Genomic DNA, 17,385 nt, shown 5'->3' on the forward strand with positions numbered 1-17,385 from the left:
TTCAACCAGCTCGCTCTCATCTGTCTTATAAGAAATTGCCGGTTTTGACTGAAAGCACACTTAGCCAATGTCAAAGCCGGCGACTTCTTCACCATACACTTCAATACCAGCGTCAGCATATCTGAGCCCCCTTATGAAAGTAACAATATATCTGCGCCGACTATGGTTTGAAACTCACAGTTTAACCCGGTAGCCTCCCGGGCTAAACCAATGGCAACTGCAGCACTTAAGCAGCGCTTCGACGCCTGCTTCTCAAGCCTAAGCCGAGCAGCACAAACAGCCCACCAACACAAGCCGCTGCCGGAAGCAAAGAGGCCGAATCCGGCAGGCGGTCTCTGCCAGCGCCAGCCATTACCACCCTGTTCTCCGCCGGAGTAGGATTACGATTGCTCTGTCTGACGCGATCCGCCAGCCCCTGATTTCGGGTTTTTTGGTTGCGGATTTTACGAGCGGGCTTTTCCCTTGCTGCAATATCGAAATCCAAGATTACCGTGTCACCGATATTTAGATCGCCGAAATCCGGCTCACCATAAAAATATGGGCCGTATACGTAGGAGTCCAGCTCGTACTCAATTTCCGTGTCTCGACTGAGGCGAAAAGTTTCAATAGTATCGACACGGGACGCCATCTGGTCACCAGCCTCCAGTACACGAACCTGAAGTTGTTGACGGCTTTGGTCCATGCCAATAATCTCGCCTCGCAGTTGATCGTTTTCCAGCGCCAACCCTAGTAATGGTAAACAAATAGTCAAAAAAAACGTAAATATACTTATAACCGAGTGTCTCATAATAATTCTCCTAAAAATTTTTAAAAGGAAAAATCTTTTTACAGTTAATAGCACTGTGCCACCTAACCACCAGTCTCAGTCACAGGCAGCAGCCGTGCTTGCACGATGTATCGCTCCGGAGCTTTACCAACGAAGTAAAAGGGATAGCAGGTGATAAGAGTCAGCGTAGTCGCCTGGGTAGGATTGAGAACCGATACGTCTTCCGGTTTTACAATTGCAAGTCGGTTTACACTAAAAGTCCGAATCGTATTCCCCACCTGCAATAAGAACCGGTCGCCAACCACCAAATCCTTTAAAAACCGGAAAGGACCGTCTCTATGGGAAGTAACGGCGATATTGCCGTTACCGAGCAACGGACTGGAATCCAACAGATGCCCCGCTCCAAGCGTCATAGAGACTTCGTTGACGCCGGCAAAAACCGGAATGACTTTGGTTTGAGAGGGAACATGCAAAATTCCAGACCTGACCGGAGCCATCCCGCTGTCGACCAATTTTTGATAAGCGAGCTTTCTACTGACTGACCAGAGTGACTGGTCTTGTTGCCCACCCGCTTGACTTTCCTGCCGGTTTTTCGCCGCCGGCACAGACCATACAGTGCCAACGTCCAAGGTCTGTGCAGCGGCAGCCACCTCACTGGCACCATAATCCTGTTCACTAGCGGCAGTCGATGTGAAAAAAAACTGGCCTACTACCGCTAAACCGTAGGGCGCAATCAGCACAACAGACAGAAACCAGCAACAGCATTCGACGACGGCTAATGCACGTGGTGGCCGTGAGTCAGGTTTGATGTTAGGCAATATGCTCACCCTTGTCGATCACATTTCTTGCCGATGTTACACGATATATCTGCACCGACTTTCAAGCTAAATTTTCGGCTTTCGACCTACAAGAGCGAAAACAATAGCCAAAACAACTCCCACAACAAACAAGATCCAGGCAATATTCGTTGCCGCACCGGCGATTCCTGAAAAACCTAGAACAGCAGCAACCAAACCAACGATTAAAAAGATCAGAGCCCAATGTAACATAGCGATATCCTCCAAGAGGGTTAGAAGTATTTAGAGATTGCACACCCGGGTTAACGCAAGGTCTGTACCAAAGTTAATTCTTAGGAATTATTGCCGGCGGATTTCGTAAACTGCCATTGGTAAAAGCAGGCTCATCAGAAGATTAACCCCCTAGTCCTGCCGCAGGCACATTAGGCAGGCATAATGATCACTATAGGATGATGCCGATATTCCGCAGGGTTATTAACAGGCAGGAAAAGACAGCAGGCCAAGCCACTTCGATTAATACAAGGACTTTGTAAATTGGTTGCTTTTTGAAAAACTTGCAATGGTTTCGGGCTGTTACAGCGGTACCCGCGGCGAGGAAAGTGCCGTTCAACTTGGTGTATTGAAGTCCACCTCACTCAAAATGGAGGTTAAGACCTCCGCAGTGATTGGTTTTAAAACACTCCTCTCAACGCCCATTGCCGCCGCCTTGGAGAAATCCACCTCGGCACCGCTGATAACGACAATTCTTATCGCACTGTCCAGAGCGGTCAATTGCGCACAGAGTTGATAACCGTCGTCTTCCCCCAGGTGCAGGTCAACCAGAGCCAAGTCAATCTTTTCAGCGCCGGCAATAGCGAGTGCCGCTGATGCTGAGTTGGCGATAGTCGCCCGATGTCCCAAGCGGGTCAACCACTCAGCCAATACCTGCGCGGCATCCCCATCGTCATCGACAACCAATACCTGCATGGTTTGTCGGGCTTTTGGCTCCGACCTGGTCTCCCCCTCGGACAGGCGCGCCAAATGGGTAGCCAGACAGTGATATAGGCGGGCCCGAGTCACCGGCTTACTGAGATAGTCACTGAATCCTGCCTCCCTGAGACTATCGTTATCCCCTTTTATATGCCCGGCAGTCAGCGCAACAATGGGGCTGCTAAAGCCTGTTTGACGCAGGTTAACAGTAGCGTCAAGGCCGCCCATCACAGGCATATGGATATCCATTAAAACAACGGCAAAATGCCGGCCGCGCTGTTCCGCCTGAGCGACTGCCTGCAGCGCTTCGCGTCCGTTCTTGGCGTAGACGACATCTAGGCCGGTAGTCTCGATAAATTGACCAATCAGTTGGCGAATATCGCGCAAGTCATCGACGATCAATACACTGCCGGAGAACCGCGGTACGACTACTTTTTCTGTAGTCGCGTCCAATTCACCATCGAAAGTAAGGGCTTGTAGACGGCTGCTATCGATATTGCCGGGATTTATAGAGAAAGTGAACTCACTGCCCTGCCCCATACGGCTCTGCAACCACAGGTCACCACCGAGGAACGTCACCAAGTGCTTGCTGATTGCCAAACCGAGACCCGCGCCCGCTCGCGGCTGGACCCGCCCCTGGGTAGAGCGAAAAAAAGGGAGGAAAACCCTCTCTCTGTCGGCGGGTGCAATGCCCATGCCGGTGTCTTTAACACTAAACTGCAAAAGGCAGTGGTCTGCATTGTCAATCCAGTCCACGCTCAGCCTAACGCCACCGCGATCGGTGAATTTAACGGCATTGCCGATCAAATTAAGCAGCACTTGACGCAATCGCATCGGATCGGAGACGATGGTCAGGGGAACCATGTTTGGCGGTTCCAAATGGAAGGTCAGATTTTTCTCTGCAGCCTGGCTGTGGCCCAATGCATATATGTCGGCAAGAAAGGCCGCAAGCTCAATCGGTTGTTTCTCTAGCGCCAACTGCCCGACATCCAGCCTGGATAAGTCCAACATATCATTGAACAACCCCAGCAGGTGTTTACCATTGCGATCAATGATACGAAGTCTATCGCTCAACTCGCTGCTATCGATAGATTGAGCGCTATAAACCTGAGCTAAGAGTAATTCGGTAAAACCCAATATCGCCGATAAAGGAGACCTTAACTCGTGGCTTAAGTAGGCAAGAAACTCACTTTTTGCCCGGCTCTGGGCTTCGGCCTTCAGTTGCTCCATACGCGCCATCTCGACTTCTTTGCGTCCTAAAGCATAACGTATGGCACGTTCCAAAGTCTGCGCAGTCAGATTTTCTTTGGTCAAAAAATCTGCCGCACCAGCTCTTAGGGCCCGATTATCGACTTCATTGACATGAATACCGGATAAAAATATTATCGGACCGGTGAAGCTCAGGGCTTTAGCACGCTTCAGCAGCTCGATACCGTCTCTGGCTCCCAGCCGGTAGTCCATCAAACACAGGTCATGGGTGTTTGATTTTAACTGCGCTTCACCGTCGGCAAAATCCGTGGCGTAGTCGAGCTGAAAGCGATGACGGCCAATATCGTCTAATAACGCCCGGATAATCAGCACATCATCTTCGTCGTCGTCAACCATCAACAACTTGATGGGTGGCATAGCCAAGCCTAACTCGCCAACTCGTCAACAGCGGCTTTTAACCGCTCCAGTTCAACCGAGCATTGCCGGCATTGACGCACGATAACTGCAAACAGCTCTTCCAGCTTTTCTTTATCATAGCTATCGGTGTGCAAGATCAAGCTACCCAACTCAGCATTCATGGCGATGTTATTCAGTGGATTGCGCAGATCGTGGATTAGGGTGTTAATTGCATCACTCACGGCAGTATCGGCCCAATCACTAGTTCCGGACATAGGTATTAAGTTTGTTATAAAGCGTTTTTAGACTGATGCCCAGTGTGTCAGCCGCTTTTCTTTTGTCACCTTGAAAGTGCTCCAGGGTTTTTTCGATCAGCTCCTGCTCCACATCGCTCACAGTTTTGCCCACCCAGCCGCTCGCCGGCGACGACTCAGCGGCCGCCTCAACTCGCGAAAATGGCGAGGATAACTGCTCAGGTAGCTGGATTTTACCCGTGGCGGGATCAGCCATAATATAGGCCCGGTGCACGAGATGACGTAATTCTCGCACATTGCCAGGCCAACTGTACTGTTGAATACGGAGTAAATCTACATCGCTTACGCCAATATGAGTATGATGAACCTCATTAAAATCAGCCAGAAAGTGCCTGACCAGCAGCGGTATATCCTCCCTGCGTTCTCGCAGGGGGGGAATTTGGATGGGAAATACGGCCAAGCGATAATACAAGTCTTCACGCAGGCAATTGTCACTGGCAATGTCGGCTTCTTTACGATTGGTGGCAGATATCACGCGACAGTGGATGTCGGTTTGGGTCGTTGCCCCCAGGCGAGTAATCTTTTGCGTTTCCAGCGCACGCAGCAAATTAGGCTGTAAATCAATGGGCATTTCCGTGATTTCATCGAGGAACAAGGTGCCATTTTTAGCCAGTTCAAAGACACCGGCTTTACGATGCGTCGCACCGGTGAAAGCACCCTTCTCATGGCCAAACAATTCACTGCCAATCAGGTCGCGGGCAAAGGCACCACAATTGGTAGCCACAAAGGGGGTGTCCGGCGCGCAGGCATTGTGGATAGCCGCGGCAACCACCTCTTTCCCAACCCCACTCTCTCCCATCAACATCACATTGGCATGGGCGGCGGCAACCCGCTCAATCATCGTATACAGCGCCTTCATGCAATCCGACTCTCCCACCAAACAGCCGAAATGCAGGGTGGTACCTGCGGCGTCAGTGTTTCTCGCATCCCTATTGGCCGCCAGGAAAGACTGTAGCGCCTCCAGCTCTAACGGCTTGATAAAATAGGTGATGTTGGGGCCGTGCAAGGTCATACCGATAGACTTAACCGACGGATGCCCTGTGATTATGGCGATCTGGGTGTCTTCCCGCTGCGACGGCAGCGCTTCAACCACATTGAAACCACTGCCATCGGGTAGAAACAAATCCAAAATAAGATGAGTAAAACGCCGCTCAACGACCAGCGCTCGGGCCTCACTGACGCTGGCTGCGGTTTGCACTTGATGTCCCAACCTGTCTAATAACTCAGCAGCGGCCTGAACAAAAGCGTTGTCATCATCAACTAATAGTATTGATGCCACTGTTTATTGGCTCCATTTGTCGCTATTGCTTGTATGCCCTTGCGTCCCTGGTTTGTGTAAAACTTCCAAAGTTCTGCAGAAAGTGCCCTACTGCCGTAAGATTACCTTGTCAGCACTGCAGTTTCTATCCAATATTTTTTAATCAGGGCAAAGATATCAACCAATTCATCAAAGGTAGAGGGCTTGGTGAAAAATGTATTGCCGCCCTGCTGATACGTTAGAAGGATATCTTCATCGGAGCTGGAGGTGGTGAAGACAATCACCGGGATGTGCTTGTAGCTTTCTGTGCCTTTAATCTCCCTGAGCGTCTGCCGGCCGTCTTTGCGCGGCATATTTAAATCCAACAGAATAATAGCCGGATTTTGCACCGAACACGCCAGTAAGCTGAGCAGCTCCTGGCCGTCGCTGGCAAAACGAACATCCTTTTCCCGAACCCCGTTTTGGACCAAGGCATCTTTCATTAACATCTGGTCGTCTGGATCATCCTCGGCTATTATCAATTGTGGCTTGGGAACGACATCTGCGGAAAGTGATAGGCTCATAGTAAGCTGCTCCCAGGCAGCGCGTAATGGTCTTGTAGGCTTAAGTACCCGGCTAACACTGGTATTAATTTTGCAATTTACCCGACCGAGCTAGGTTTTATCATGTTCCGGGTCATACCACTGGCAGTTATTTGCTGCCTAACCCACTATCAAGCTGGTAACCGCAAGATCGATAAGTGCCAAGGTTTACAGTAGCGGGACGGTAATAGCAAGGGATATCAAAGGTCCATCTATCTTTACGGCCGGCATATTAGCTTACTAATATGGAATTTGCAACATTAGCTTGGTAATATTTAAACTGATGATGATGAAAACACCCGGAGCCATCAAAGAGAGAATCGCTTATATTCGCGACAGGCTGTGTCTTTCGCAACTGGAATTCGCAGAAGAGGTAGGTATTACCCAGGGCGCCCTGTCCCAGCTTGAGTCGGGGAAGTCCAAGCTGTCGCTGGATACGATCAGGAAGATTAGCCATACCTACTCGGTCAACTGCAACTGGCTGATCAACGGTGACGGGGATATGTTGATGAAAGAAGAGTCACCAGGAGTTGATGTGTCGGTTGCAAATAGCCATGAAGAGGGCCTGATCCCCTTGATTAACGAAGAGGCCCGGGCAGGTTATATCGAGCGGTGTCAGGATTTGGAGTTTATCAGTACACTGGACGTTTACAAGATTCCGGGGTACGAGGTGGGCAATTACCGCCTGTTCGAGATCGAAGGTGACAGTATGCTGCCGACAATTCATCCGCGAGAGATTGTCGTCGCTGAGAAAGTGGAAACCACAGAGAATCTCGAAAATGGAACATTGTGTATTGTCATAGCCGAAGATGGCATTGTCGCCAAGCGCGCTTACCAGGACGAACTGGACATGTCGCTTCTTATCCTGAAAAGCGACAATGCAGACTTCAAAACCTATACCCTCAAGTTGGATGAGGTTATTGAGATTTGGGAAATTAAGGCAAAAATTACCAATGTCTTTGCCCAGGAACAACTGATCAGCGCCGCGAGAATGGAAACATTGGAGTCCGATATTCAGGAACTCAAGCAGAAGATGAGTGAAGTCTACAAAAACACCCAGCCTGTGAAGGACTAGTCCCGGCAATACTCTACCAGCCCCTATTGGAGAGGGCTTGTAAGGGGTATGCTGTGTCGCACAATGGTCTAAGCAGAGGCGGAACAATACGGCGCTATCCAGAGATGAATAGCGCCGCAGGGCCTGCGCAGCCAGTGACTAGTTTGCTACCCTAAAAACATTCCTTGCGATTTCATTTTGGCCAATATCGGTGTTCCTGACGATTATGTGAGACAGTCGGGTATTTTCAATGTCCTGGAGGGTATTGCCTGTAAACACACGTTGATACCAGAATCTGTCTCCGTCGCGCAGGCGGGTAAACTGGTCCTTGATGATCGCATGGAACAGTTCGCCGACAAGCCCGCCTTGAACATGACGCTCAGCCAAACCACCTACCCACAGGTCTACATCGTCCACACTGTTATAGACCATTCTGAGCTTTCTCTTGGTAGCCCCGGTAGCGTTCATCTCATTGAAGCTGTTCACACGCGGCAAACCCATCGCTTCCCGGGCATCATTGTATCTCGGCAGACCATGATCGCGGCCTCGCTGGATATTCAAACTCGCCAGGTCAAAACCGCCGGCGCCGGGAGGTCCGAACAGGAAATTGCGGACATCGTCAACTATCTGTACATCGATATCCATCGCACGCTGGGCCGCGAGGCCGCGCAAAACAGGTTCGAGCCCACCCTCTCGAACCAGTCTATCGGGCGTAAAAAATGAATCCCGTAAAGCCAGATGGCCATCAGCTATTTCATTGCCGAGAGAATCCAACCGCAATAAAAAAGGATTCAGCATAGAGTGGCCAAGACGGAAAGCGGCGGTGGAAAACTCTGTGGAAATATTAGGGTCCACAGCCTCGTTATACACTGTGTAAGGTGCCAGGTCATTGTTGCGCCCCAACAATACCGGTAAAAACTCCTTATAAGTGATAACCTGCATAAACGCCCCGACGAGCTGCCTGGCTATCTCATACGCCTCGTTGCCGAATATACCACTGGCATTAAACTGATCGACCAGCCTGTTGTGTTCACGAACAAAAAGGGTATGCATGGTCATCAGGCCAACTTGTTCATTGGCCCGCAGATCACCGGCAATAAAGAAGTCAGCGGGAGAACCCGACACGTTAGGCCCTAAATCATTGGGAATGCCATTTTCGTTGAAAGGCAATAGGTTGCCCTCACTTGTCTTCAGCCGTCCCGTGCCATCAAGTGTTCGCAGCGCAAAAGCCCGTGCAGCGGTAGAACCATAGACACTCGATGCGTCTACCCAGGCGGTGATACTGTTGATTTGCTCCCTCGGGTTACCCGCGCCCGTGCCGGTCTGTTCATTAAACAGTGATCGACTAAAAGAAATTTGTACATTACCGGTATTCAAGGGATCGAATGCGAGATCGCCAAGCGGAATAAAAACCGGCGCACTTTCTCCCGATTCATCAGCAGGCGTTAAATCCAGGTCATGATCGATAAACTGGCCCCACTGCCATAAAAACGCGCTGGCCCGGCGCCGGTTCTCCCGAACCGTATCTTCATTCATCACATAATTGCTGATTATACGCGGACTGCTCAAAGTTGCACCGGCCATAGAGGAAACCCCGTCTCCGTAGGTATTCGGTGCCAGACGCTTTAAATCACTGTCGATCGCACCGGCAGAGGGATTGCTCAAATTATTAAAACTGCCGTTAAAGGTGCGGTATTCACTCGTCACCTCAAAAAGATTCAAGTTGCTGAAAGATCGGGAGTCAAAGGCTTTTTCATCAAAAAACTCATAACCCTCAATATCCAACTCTGCCGACCCCAAAGACGCCTGACTAAAAGAAAAGCCAAGTAAAACACAAAACCAAAATACCTTTTTCATTACCTATCTCCTAATGGTTTAACATGATTGTTGCTTTCTCGTTACAACTACTCTCCTACTGTTTACACGAACAAAACCGCTCTTTACCACTCCACAGGCCAGAGCGATGTTACGCATGGTTTAGAAACCAATAAACTCAAAAAAAGATGAAAACGCAGTTTATGACTGCAAAAAAACTATAAAGATATCATCAGCAATATTTCAATATCGGCCGTTAAAGCAGCTATTTTACTGAGCACTTTTTGTCTAGCCTTCGGCAATAGATGCCTTCCTTTGCAGTAGAAACTTCCCGCCCTATAGAAATCTCGGCATGGACCCTGATAAGCCATCCAAAGTTACCTGGGCTTACATTTTCGACATATCCCACCAGGTAGCTTCGATTTTGTGGCCATCGAGATCCCGCACAAAACAGCCGTAGTAAGCATCTCCATAATCGGCCCTCGGGCCGGGCTCTCCCTGGCCCTGCGCGCCTGCCGCAATCGCAGCTTCATAGAACTTGTGAACCATGTCCCTGCCCTGTGCATCGAACGCGATATGAGTGCCGTTGCCTACCGTTGCATCTTCACCATCGGCCGGTGTCTGAACCCAAAAAATCGGCAAGCCATCTCTGCCATATGCCGCTGCCCCCGGATACTCCATTGTCTTCTCAAACCCCAGGGATGCCATTACACGATCATAGAAAGCGGTGGCTTTCTCAAAATTATTGGTACCAATAGAAACATGAGAAATTACGGGGCGTTCGCTCTGTGACATAATCACCTCCAAATAGCGGTTCTACTTAACCAAACGAAAAAAGTTTCTTGTCAAAGTTCGTTACTCGCGGTTTCCCCTTATTTTCCTCTACCTCTATCCCCTCCTCGAGCAGGGAGCGCTGTTGCTCTTTAACACCGCCGGGAAACTGACTGATAAGGCTGCCATCCTTTTTAATCAGGCGCCAATAGCATAACTTCTCTTCATCCTTTATAGCCATTTTAATGGACTTCATAGTGCCCGCCGGACAAGCCACATCCACCTTATTCACTCGTGCCAGCTTGTCCCGCAACGCCTCGATTGAGGCCAGTTTTCCCCGTGGTATTTTATTCACGTACCTGACTACGGTTTTTACCGATGGCTTCACCATTTTGCCGGAGCCCCCGAAAAATTTTTCCATGGTCTTTGGTATTTTCAAAATTTCATCAGACACTCTAATGGCCCTCTTTTAAGAAAAAATTATATTTCATCTGCCAAACTATCAGATACTAACAAGCCGGCGAAATCAGTCAACAAACATCGGAAAAATAACGCATAGAACCGAAGATTCTTGCGCCATCTATTACGCTGTTTCCAAAACACTTTCATCTTTTTTAAATGTCGATATTACCGCCGCAAGAAGATTCGAATCTTTTGATATCACATAATCTTCCAAAAACATGACATCAATTCCAGAGGTGTAAAACACAGCTAACGCATCTTCAACGGAATGGATAATAGGTTTACCCATCACGTTAAAACTGGTGTTTAACACCAGCGGAATTCCCGTAATTCGGTAGAACTCACGTATCAACTCGTAGTAGTCGACATTCCACTCTCTTTTCACGCTTTGTAAGCGTCCGGTGCCATCGGCATGGACAACGGCAGGCACCAGGTCGACAACGCTGTCTTTGAAACGCAGGGTCCGCTCCATATAGGGCGTTTCCTGATAGTTCTCGAAGTATTCGTCGCCGTGCTCGGCGAGAATCGACGGTGCAAAAGGTCTGAACTCTTCCCTGAATTTCACCCTGGCATTGATTTCGTCTTTCATTTGCGGATTTCGCGGATCGGCGAGGATCGAGCGGTTACCCAGCGCCCTTGGGCCGAACTCAGCCCGCCCCTGCCCCCACCCGATAATCTTCCCCTTCGCCAGCAGTCTGGCTGCTATAACAGGCGCCTCACCCGCTTGTAGCTGCGTAAGCCCGGCAATCTTGCCGTGCCTCTCAAGATTACTCAGTGTTTCCCTGCGAAACGTCGAACCCAGGTATGCAGAAAGTACTTTAGTTTCTTTCTTGTAATGCTCATGGTCCTCAATATAGGCAAGGAAAGCCGCTCCCAGCGCATTGCCGTCATCCGCCGGGGCCGAGGGCACATATACCTGCTTGAACGGCGTATGTTCGATAATTTTCCCGGCGTAGGAAGAGTTCAACGCACAACCTCCCGCCAATACCAGATTATCGCAGAAGTCGAGTTGGTGAAGGTTGGACAGCAATTCGCTTACCCACTCTGCAAATACCTGCTGGCCTGTATAGGCGACATCAGCGACATCTTCGGCCGGCTGCCCGGGTTTTCTCATTCTGGACATAATCTTCAAATAGTTGTCACGGCTGTTTTCTGTATACCTCAAGCTAAACCCGTCAACCACCATATAATTGCGCATTAGCTGATACAGCTCTTCGTCCATTTGACCATAAGCCGCCAGCCCCATAACCTTCCACTCCTCACCTTTCCACCCGTCAAAGCCACAGAGCTGGCAGAGTGTCAGCCCATAAAACAGCCCCAGACTCGCGAACCCATCCAATGGCGCCCTCCGGGCTTTTACCGGTTCGATGATATTCCCCTCGCATTTATAAGCCCCTGTCGCCGTAGCCTCGCCTAATCCGTCTATGACCAGGCATAAAGCACGGTCATAGTGGCTGCTAAAATACCCATTGGCGGCATGGGTCAAGTGGTGGTCATAACTACGGGAACTCATATGCCATTTTGGGCTGCCCTCAACGTAGCTCTTTATGTTGTTTGCCGCGTCCTTGATACTGGGCAGAAAAAGATCGATAAAGCCCTTGTAAGCCAGGTATCGCTGCTGCCAGACAGAGGGATAAGCGGTATTGTTATTCATCTCCACTTTGATTTTCGCAGCCTCCAACTCGAGGGCACTTACCGCCGTATCACTCCAGGTTTTTGCAACGACCAGTTCGGCGCCCGGCTCACAATAGTCGTCTATCAGGCTTCTTATTCTCAGAAAGTCATCGGCAGGACAGCAAAAAGCTCTTTTGTTTTGCATGTAACGCTCCGCGGCCTCCGCGAATACCACCTCGCCTTCGCTGTTGATAATCGCTATGGCATTGTCATGGCCAGTAACACTCAAGCCTATATAATTTCTAAAAATTTTCATAACACTACCCTAATTAACTTAAAGATTTTTGTAGTACTGACCCGGCCGAATACGTCGTGAAGCATACGACTTTGACGAGAAGGTTAAAACGGCACTTCAGCACTCAAGCGACAGAATTCGCAATAAATAGCAACCCGCCGCAGTCTTTGCCCTGTATCTAAAGTCTTTATGTTCAACCGCACACCAAAAAACCGGGAAACTGGCCTCATTATAAAAACAGAAATAGACCCTGAATTTAGAAAAATCAAAATCATCAAACCTGACGTCCAACTCCTTGCCGAAACCAAGGTAGCCAAATTCAAATTGCGTTCCCGGGTCTGCTGCAGGCAAGAATATTCTTTTTAAAAGGTCTTGCTTTAAATACCTCCTGTACTTAAGCAACCTTATAGGGAAAAGGTTTAATCTCCTATAGAAAGCATAGTTATCCATTGACATCTTGGAGTAAAATTCATTGTTGTCATGATCCAGCCTCCTAGCCGGCAAAGCTCTATCACTGTCTAGTGTCAAGACGGGCGAGTCGAGGTCACCTGTGCTTTCATACAATCTCACCACCACTCTGTACGCACCGGGAGACAAAGTCACATTAACTCGCTTGGTTCTGGTCCGGGTCGAGATCCCGCTCCATACCGGCTGCTTTGTAGAAACATCAATGACAGACAAATTCCACAGGTCTGAAAAGCGAGACAGGCTTGCGGTTTCTATCCCCAATTTTTCTTTCACTGAAAAAACAGGACTCGCGATAATGACGGCGTGCACATTCCACCTTGGTGCGCTGACCATTAAAAAAGGCAGCAGCTTCTGGTTTTTCTTTAACTGCGAACCACTTATCACCAACCATGCATCATCTGCCTGAAGACTGCCGGCATAATTCTGTTTTATTTTCTTTACCTCTCTTGCTCTAAAAATCATAGAGATAAAGATTTCGCAGGCATCCACAAGTAGCTCACCGGCACCAACTTTATCAGAAGATCTCGTCACTGAGGGTTGTATTGGGATATGCTCCGCTTTTAAAGCCATTACACTACAACCTCCAGCTTGTCATTGGTGTTCTCAAAGTTTTTGCCGCCTGACTCCCTTTGCAAAATCTCCAGCAAGGATTGCGCCAAAAGCTGAGGGCTCTCTATGTGAAGATTGTGTTCGCCCGGCAACATTCTTACGTCTAGACCTTTCGCATGCTCTTTAAGGGACGACAGAACAGCCTCCTTGGCTCTGCTTCGCTCACCGAAGAAAAAGTGCAACCGCTGTTGCCTGCTTAAGCTTGAAACGACCGACCGATACTCCTCCACCCCAAAACCGGCGGAGTTTATCGCTCTTGTTGTAACCCCGGGATTTATCGACCAAACATATTTGCCATTTTGCTGTCTCTTACACAGCCTGCCGGCAAGAGCGGCGGCAAAGTTACCATCGATACCTTGGTAGGAATTTTTCAGTCTATCCGCAGCCTCTTCAACGGAATCAAATTCGGTGCCGTAAGCTGAATCTCCAACTGTTTGCAGATAGTGTTCTAAGAAGTCCAAAGGAGAACGCCCGTCATCTTTCGGAACAAAGCTTTCGACCAATAAAGTGCTTTCAATCCACTCGGGCAGACTGTATGCCACCAGACAGGCAATCAGGGAACCGAAGGAATGCCCCACTAAAGACACCGGCTGCCCCACGTATTGCGTAACAATATGATTTACATCTGCGACAAAATCCACCAGGTGTAAACTGCCCGACCATTCTGACCTCGCATGCCCTCTGAGGTCCGGCGCAACAACACGATAATCGTTGCCGGCAAGTTGTTGCGCGACTTTATCCCAGACCATACCCTGCTCGAGAATACCGTGTAGGAGCACGACCGGTCGGGCGTTTTTGTCTCCCCATTCACAAACGCAAAGGGGTGTACCCTTATAAAGGATAACCTTTTCCCGCATGGCAAAAGCGTTATCTTTTTTCTTGTAAACTACTTTTTCCTTTTCACAGGTATACCCGGTGCGCTGCGCCAATAGAAAAGTGGTTTTATCGAGAACCCTTGGCAATTCAATATTTTTCCAGGCATTAGCCAACTCGGCGTCAATCACTTTTCGCTTATCGAAATTAGGATCACCAACTGACAGTAAATTACTGTGAATACCATCTGTCATGCGTCCTTCTGCAAAAGGCTCCAACAACGACTGCTCAAAAGGTATATCGAGAAATTCACATAGTTTTACCAGCTCATCAATTGGGTTGTTTACAAGTTTTTCGTAGTTGACCAGATGCAGCCTTTCCTCTAATGCGTTTTCCTCCATAAATTCAATAATGTTTCGATTAGAGATGGTCCAACTCTTTTCCGCAATCTCATAAGGCGTCTCTGCCGCAGCACCAGACAGAATCGAGGCGAACTTGTCCATGCGGATTCTGACAAAAGACTCAATAACAGAGTAAGGGTGGCGCACAAGGTGTATATATTTCGGTTTTCTGAAAAGAGTCTCTGCCCGGCGCAGAACCTGTTTACTGACAGCATAGGTTGGCGATTTGTCGACTAACGTCTTCTCCCCTATCGACTGTATAATTTCTTGGTAAATACTTCTGATGGTGCACTTCTCTGCAATCAACTTCTCGATATAGTGACCACTCGCCTCTGCGTCCATAAGATACAGCTCCATAAAAGCTCTCTGCAAGCCGCTTTGCAAACTGGCTTCTAACTGAGAGTTTCTCTGAGTGATATCGTGATACGGCAGCAGGTGCAGCTCGGGCGGTGCAAACAGATGAGAATGTCCAGCTAACATGGCACGCAGCAAAGTCGAACCGGCCCTCGGGCTCGACAACAGGAAGATGGAACTGGGGAGTTTCTCTTCGTTTTCGTCCTCGTCCGGGCCACGCGCACCGGCAATCCCCTTGATAGAAAAATCTATAGCTCTACCGGTATCCATATCGTTAAAGTCCAGGTTAATTTCCCTGGCGATATGCTGTGACAGTTTTTCAATAGTTGAATTGGTGTAAAATTCCCTGGGAAAAAATGCAATATCAAATATCTTTTGCACCGCATTGGCCAGGTCCATTACCACGAGAGAATCAAAGCCTTTCTCGAGCAGGTCCTCATCGATTAGGAGGCTATCAGACTCGTCACCGAGCAGGTCAACAATAATTGTCCTGAGCTTTTCTCTGATTTTAACAACGACCTCTTTTTCATCCAGACCCTTTATTTTTTCTTTGAAAGACACAGACTCTCCCTCATCAGGGGAGTCTCCCACTGCCTCGAGATTCTCAGTGTCTATTAGAGGGGCTGCCATGCTTTTGACCAGCGGTGAAGAAACAGACCTCACGTATTTCTCAAAATCAATACTGACAATATCGATAACCGGCTCGGCATAATCCGTTACAATTGCCTCAAAGTAGTGCGAGCCGACATCGGCATCCAACATGCCTACGCCCCTTTTTTCCAGCCGCAGTTTATCTTGACGGCTCAGCTTGTCAGCCATACCAACGGCCCATGCGCCCCAATTAATTGTGGTAGAGGCCAGGCCTGCCGATCGCCGGTATCTGCTTAGTTGTTCAAGAAAGCTATTGGCGCACGCGTAGTTGCCCTGACCGGGAGAGCCAAAAGTCGCTGCAACCGACGAAAATAGTACAAAAAAACTCAGCTCCAAGTCCTTGCTCAACCTATGTAGATTCCATGCGCCCTGGACTTTGGCAGGGAAGACGCTGTAGAAGTCTTCTCGACGCTGTTGACTGGTAACACCATCTTTCAGAATACCGGCAGTATGAACGATACCTTTTACGGGGAGGCTACTCTCTCGAATGGAATCGAAAAATAACGCCACTTGCTTGTAGTCAGCAATATCCAGTCGCACATACTCAACGGGAGAAAGACGCTCTAATTCGGACAATTTCTGTTGTTTACTCTGGTCGAGTTCGCTTCTGCCGATCAGAAAAATTTTCCCCACAGGCCCTGAGGCTAAAGTCCTCGCAACCGAGTAACCGAGAGACCCCAGTCCGCCGGTTACAATGTAGGCAGCCTCGTCGCTTACAAATCGGTTTGATTTTTCGGGTCTCGATGGTAGATCAACAGAAGACAGTACTTGTCTAAAAACCTGACCATTTCTTATCGTGACGGTATTAACTCCGGGGTTTGAAATAACCCGAAAAAGCAGCGCAATGTCTCGCTGTGAATACACCTGCGAGATGTCGCAGACAGAACCGAATATATCCGGGTGCTCGTGGGCGATAGTTTTACCCAGACCACCAACAGTGGCCAAACCGGTACTGCCGCTCGCGGACGCAGGGCTGTACTGCCCCCGGGTGACAATATGCAACTTCGTATTCTCCGCCCGCTCCGTGCTCTCCAGGACAGATTTTAATACACAGATTGTCCGGTCAATAAATATCCGGGTGTCATTGATGGCGCTGTCTATCCCATCCGCATCCTGCCCAACTTTATCAACCAGGTCGGATTCTAAAACCAATAAAGCGCTATACGTGCGATTTGGAGCTACAGCGCCGAGTTTGTCGGTTAGTCGTTCAATTGTTCTAAATTCGTCGTCACAGGCGGGAAAATCCTCGATACAGAGTATCTCTACTTCGCCGCCGAGCTCAGTAAATACACTTCCAAGCTGCGCAATGAAGTCACTTTTTTCAAAGCAGACAACCGTATAAAGAGGGCCACCAGTTTGCGTCTCCTTGCTCAGACCGAAATCCAGCTCGACCCATGCCGACTTATAGATTTTCACCGCAGTCTTATTTCCGGAGACCGGTCTACCCAAACTCGGATGATAGAAAGAATCCAGGCCCTTTATCCGGTAGTCTTTGCCCTGGAACGGATAGGTCGGCACACTGATACGCCGGCAGCCGCGCCCGGCATAGTACGCCGCCCAGTCCGGTTGGCCGCCCGCCGCGTAGTACCCCGCCACCGCCTCACCCAGGCTTGTGCCCGCATCGTGACCGCGCACCAGACTCGGCAACCAGGCCCGCGCCGCCACACCGCAAGCCCGCCCCATCCCCACCAGCGTATGGCTCGGACCCAACTCCAGATACACATCCGCCCCCGCCGCCGACAACGCCGCCATCCCCGCCGCAAAGTCCACCGGCGCCTGCACATGGCG

Annotated in this window: 14 protein-coding genes; 1 reads left to right on the top strand and 13 read right to left on the bottom strand. The window is 49.4% G+C overall.

The annotated features are described in order from the left end of the window. Window positions 1-226: 226 nt before the first annotated feature. From FKG94_RS27340 to FKG94_RS27370, 7 genes are all read right to left on the bottom strand, one after another. A complete protein-coding gene (locus FKG94_RS27340; protein WP_142930134.1) occupies window positions 227-787 on the bottom strand; it encodes a hypothetical protein in 561 nt (186 codons plus the stop codon). Window positions 788-849: 62 nt separating this feature from the next. After that, a complete protein-coding gene (locus FKG94_RS27345; protein ID WP_142930135.1) occupies window positions 850-1,584 on the bottom strand; it encodes a class D sortase in 735 nt (244 codons plus the stop codon). Window positions 1,585-1,650: 66 nt separating this feature from the next. After that, a complete protein-coding gene (locus FKG94_RS27350; protein ID WP_142930136.1) occupies window positions 1,651-1,815 on the bottom strand; it encodes a DUF1328 domain-containing protein in 165 nt (54 codons plus the stop codon). Window positions 1,816-2,169: 354 nt separating this feature from the next. Then, window positions 2,170-4,158 carry a response regulator gene (locus FKG94_RS27355; protein WP_142930137.1) on the bottom strand — a complete coding sequence of 663 codons (1,989 nt, stop codon included), beginning with the start codon at window positions 4,156-4,158 and terminating at the stop codon, window positions 2,170-2,172. 8 nt (window positions 4,159-4,166) lie between these two features. Continuing rightward, entirely contained in the window at window positions 4,167-4,379 is a 213-nt protein-coding gene (locus FKG94_RS27360) for a histidine kinase dimerization/phospho-acceptor domain-containing protein (RefSeq protein WP_246125445.1), read from the bottom strand. 19 nt (window positions 4,380-4,398) lie between these two features. Beyond that, window positions 4,399-5,730, bottom strand: coding sequence for a sigma-54-dependent transcriptional regulator (locus FKG94_RS27365; RefSeq protein ID WP_142930139.1), 1,332 nt, complete (start codon window positions 5,728-5,730; stop codon window positions 4,399-4,401). 101 nt (window positions 5,731-5,831) lie between these two features. Beyond that, on the bottom strand, window positions 5,832-6,272 hold the full coding sequence (locus FKG94_RS27370) for a response regulator (RefSeq protein WP_142930140.1): 441 nt from the start codon (window positions 6,270-6,272) through the stop codon (window positions 5,832-5,834). Between the two features lie 301 nt (window positions 6,273-6,573). Between FKG94_RS27370 and FKG94_RS27375 the strand changes: the two genes are divergently transcribed. After that, window positions 6,574-7,365 carry an XRE family transcriptional regulator gene (locus tag FKG94_RS27375; RefSeq protein ID WP_142930141.1) on the top strand — a complete coding sequence of 264 codons (792 nt, stop codon included), beginning with the start codon at window positions 6,574-6,576 and terminating at the stop codon, window positions 7,363-7,365. Window positions 7,366-7,503: 138 nt separating this feature from the next. Here FKG94_RS27375 and FKG94_RS27380 read toward each other — a convergent pair whose 3' ends face one another. From FKG94_RS27380 to FKG94_RS27405, 6 genes are all read right to left on the bottom strand, one after another. Beyond that, entirely contained in the window at window positions 7,504-9,201 is a 1,698-nt protein-coding gene (locus tag FKG94_RS27380) for a peroxidase family protein (protein WP_142930142.1), read from the bottom strand. A 345-nt stretch (window positions 9,202-9,546) separates the two neighbouring features. Then, window positions 9,547-9,954, bottom strand: a complete 408-nt coding sequence (locus FKG94_RS27385) for a VOC family protein (protein ID WP_142930143.1) — start codon at window positions 9,952-9,954, stop codon at window positions 9,547-9,549. 25 nt (window positions 9,955-9,979) lie between these two features. Beyond that, the gene (locus FKG94_RS27390; protein WP_142930144.1) at window positions 9,980-10,384 is read right to left on the bottom strand and encodes an MGMT family protein; all 405 of its coding nucleotides are present in this window, start codon (window positions 10,382-10,384) and stop codon (window positions 9,980-9,982) included. 129 nt (window positions 10,385-10,513) lie between these two features. After that, complete coding sequence (locus tag FKG94_RS27395) at window positions 10,514-12,322, bottom strand: carbamoyltransferase family protein (RefSeq protein WP_142930145.1); 1,809 nt, start codon at window positions 12,320-12,322, stop codon at window positions 10,514-10,516. 96 nt (window positions 12,323-12,418) lie between these two features. Next, the gene (locus tag FKG94_RS27400) at window positions 12,419-13,339 is read right to left on the bottom strand and encodes a DUF6208 family protein (protein WP_142930146.1); all 921 of its coding nucleotides are present in this window, start codon (window positions 13,337-13,339) and stop codon (window positions 12,419-12,421) included. Beyond that, window positions 13,339-17,367: an alpha/beta fold hydrolase gene (locus FKG94_RS27405; RefSeq protein WP_218943662.1), complete on the bottom strand. Its 4,029-nt coding sequence runs from the start codon at window positions 17,365-17,367 to the stop codon at window positions 13,339-13,341. Before FKG94_RS27405 ends, FKG94_RS27400 begins: the two co-directional genes overlap by 1 nt. Between the last annotated feature and the right edge of the window lie 18 nt (window positions 17,368-17,385).

Source organism: Exilibacterium tricleocarpae (genome assembly GCF_007004655.1).
Taxonomy (GTDB): Bacteria; Pseudomonadota; Gammaproteobacteria; order Pseudomonadales; family Cellvibrionaceae; genus Exilibacterium; species Exilibacterium tricleocarpae.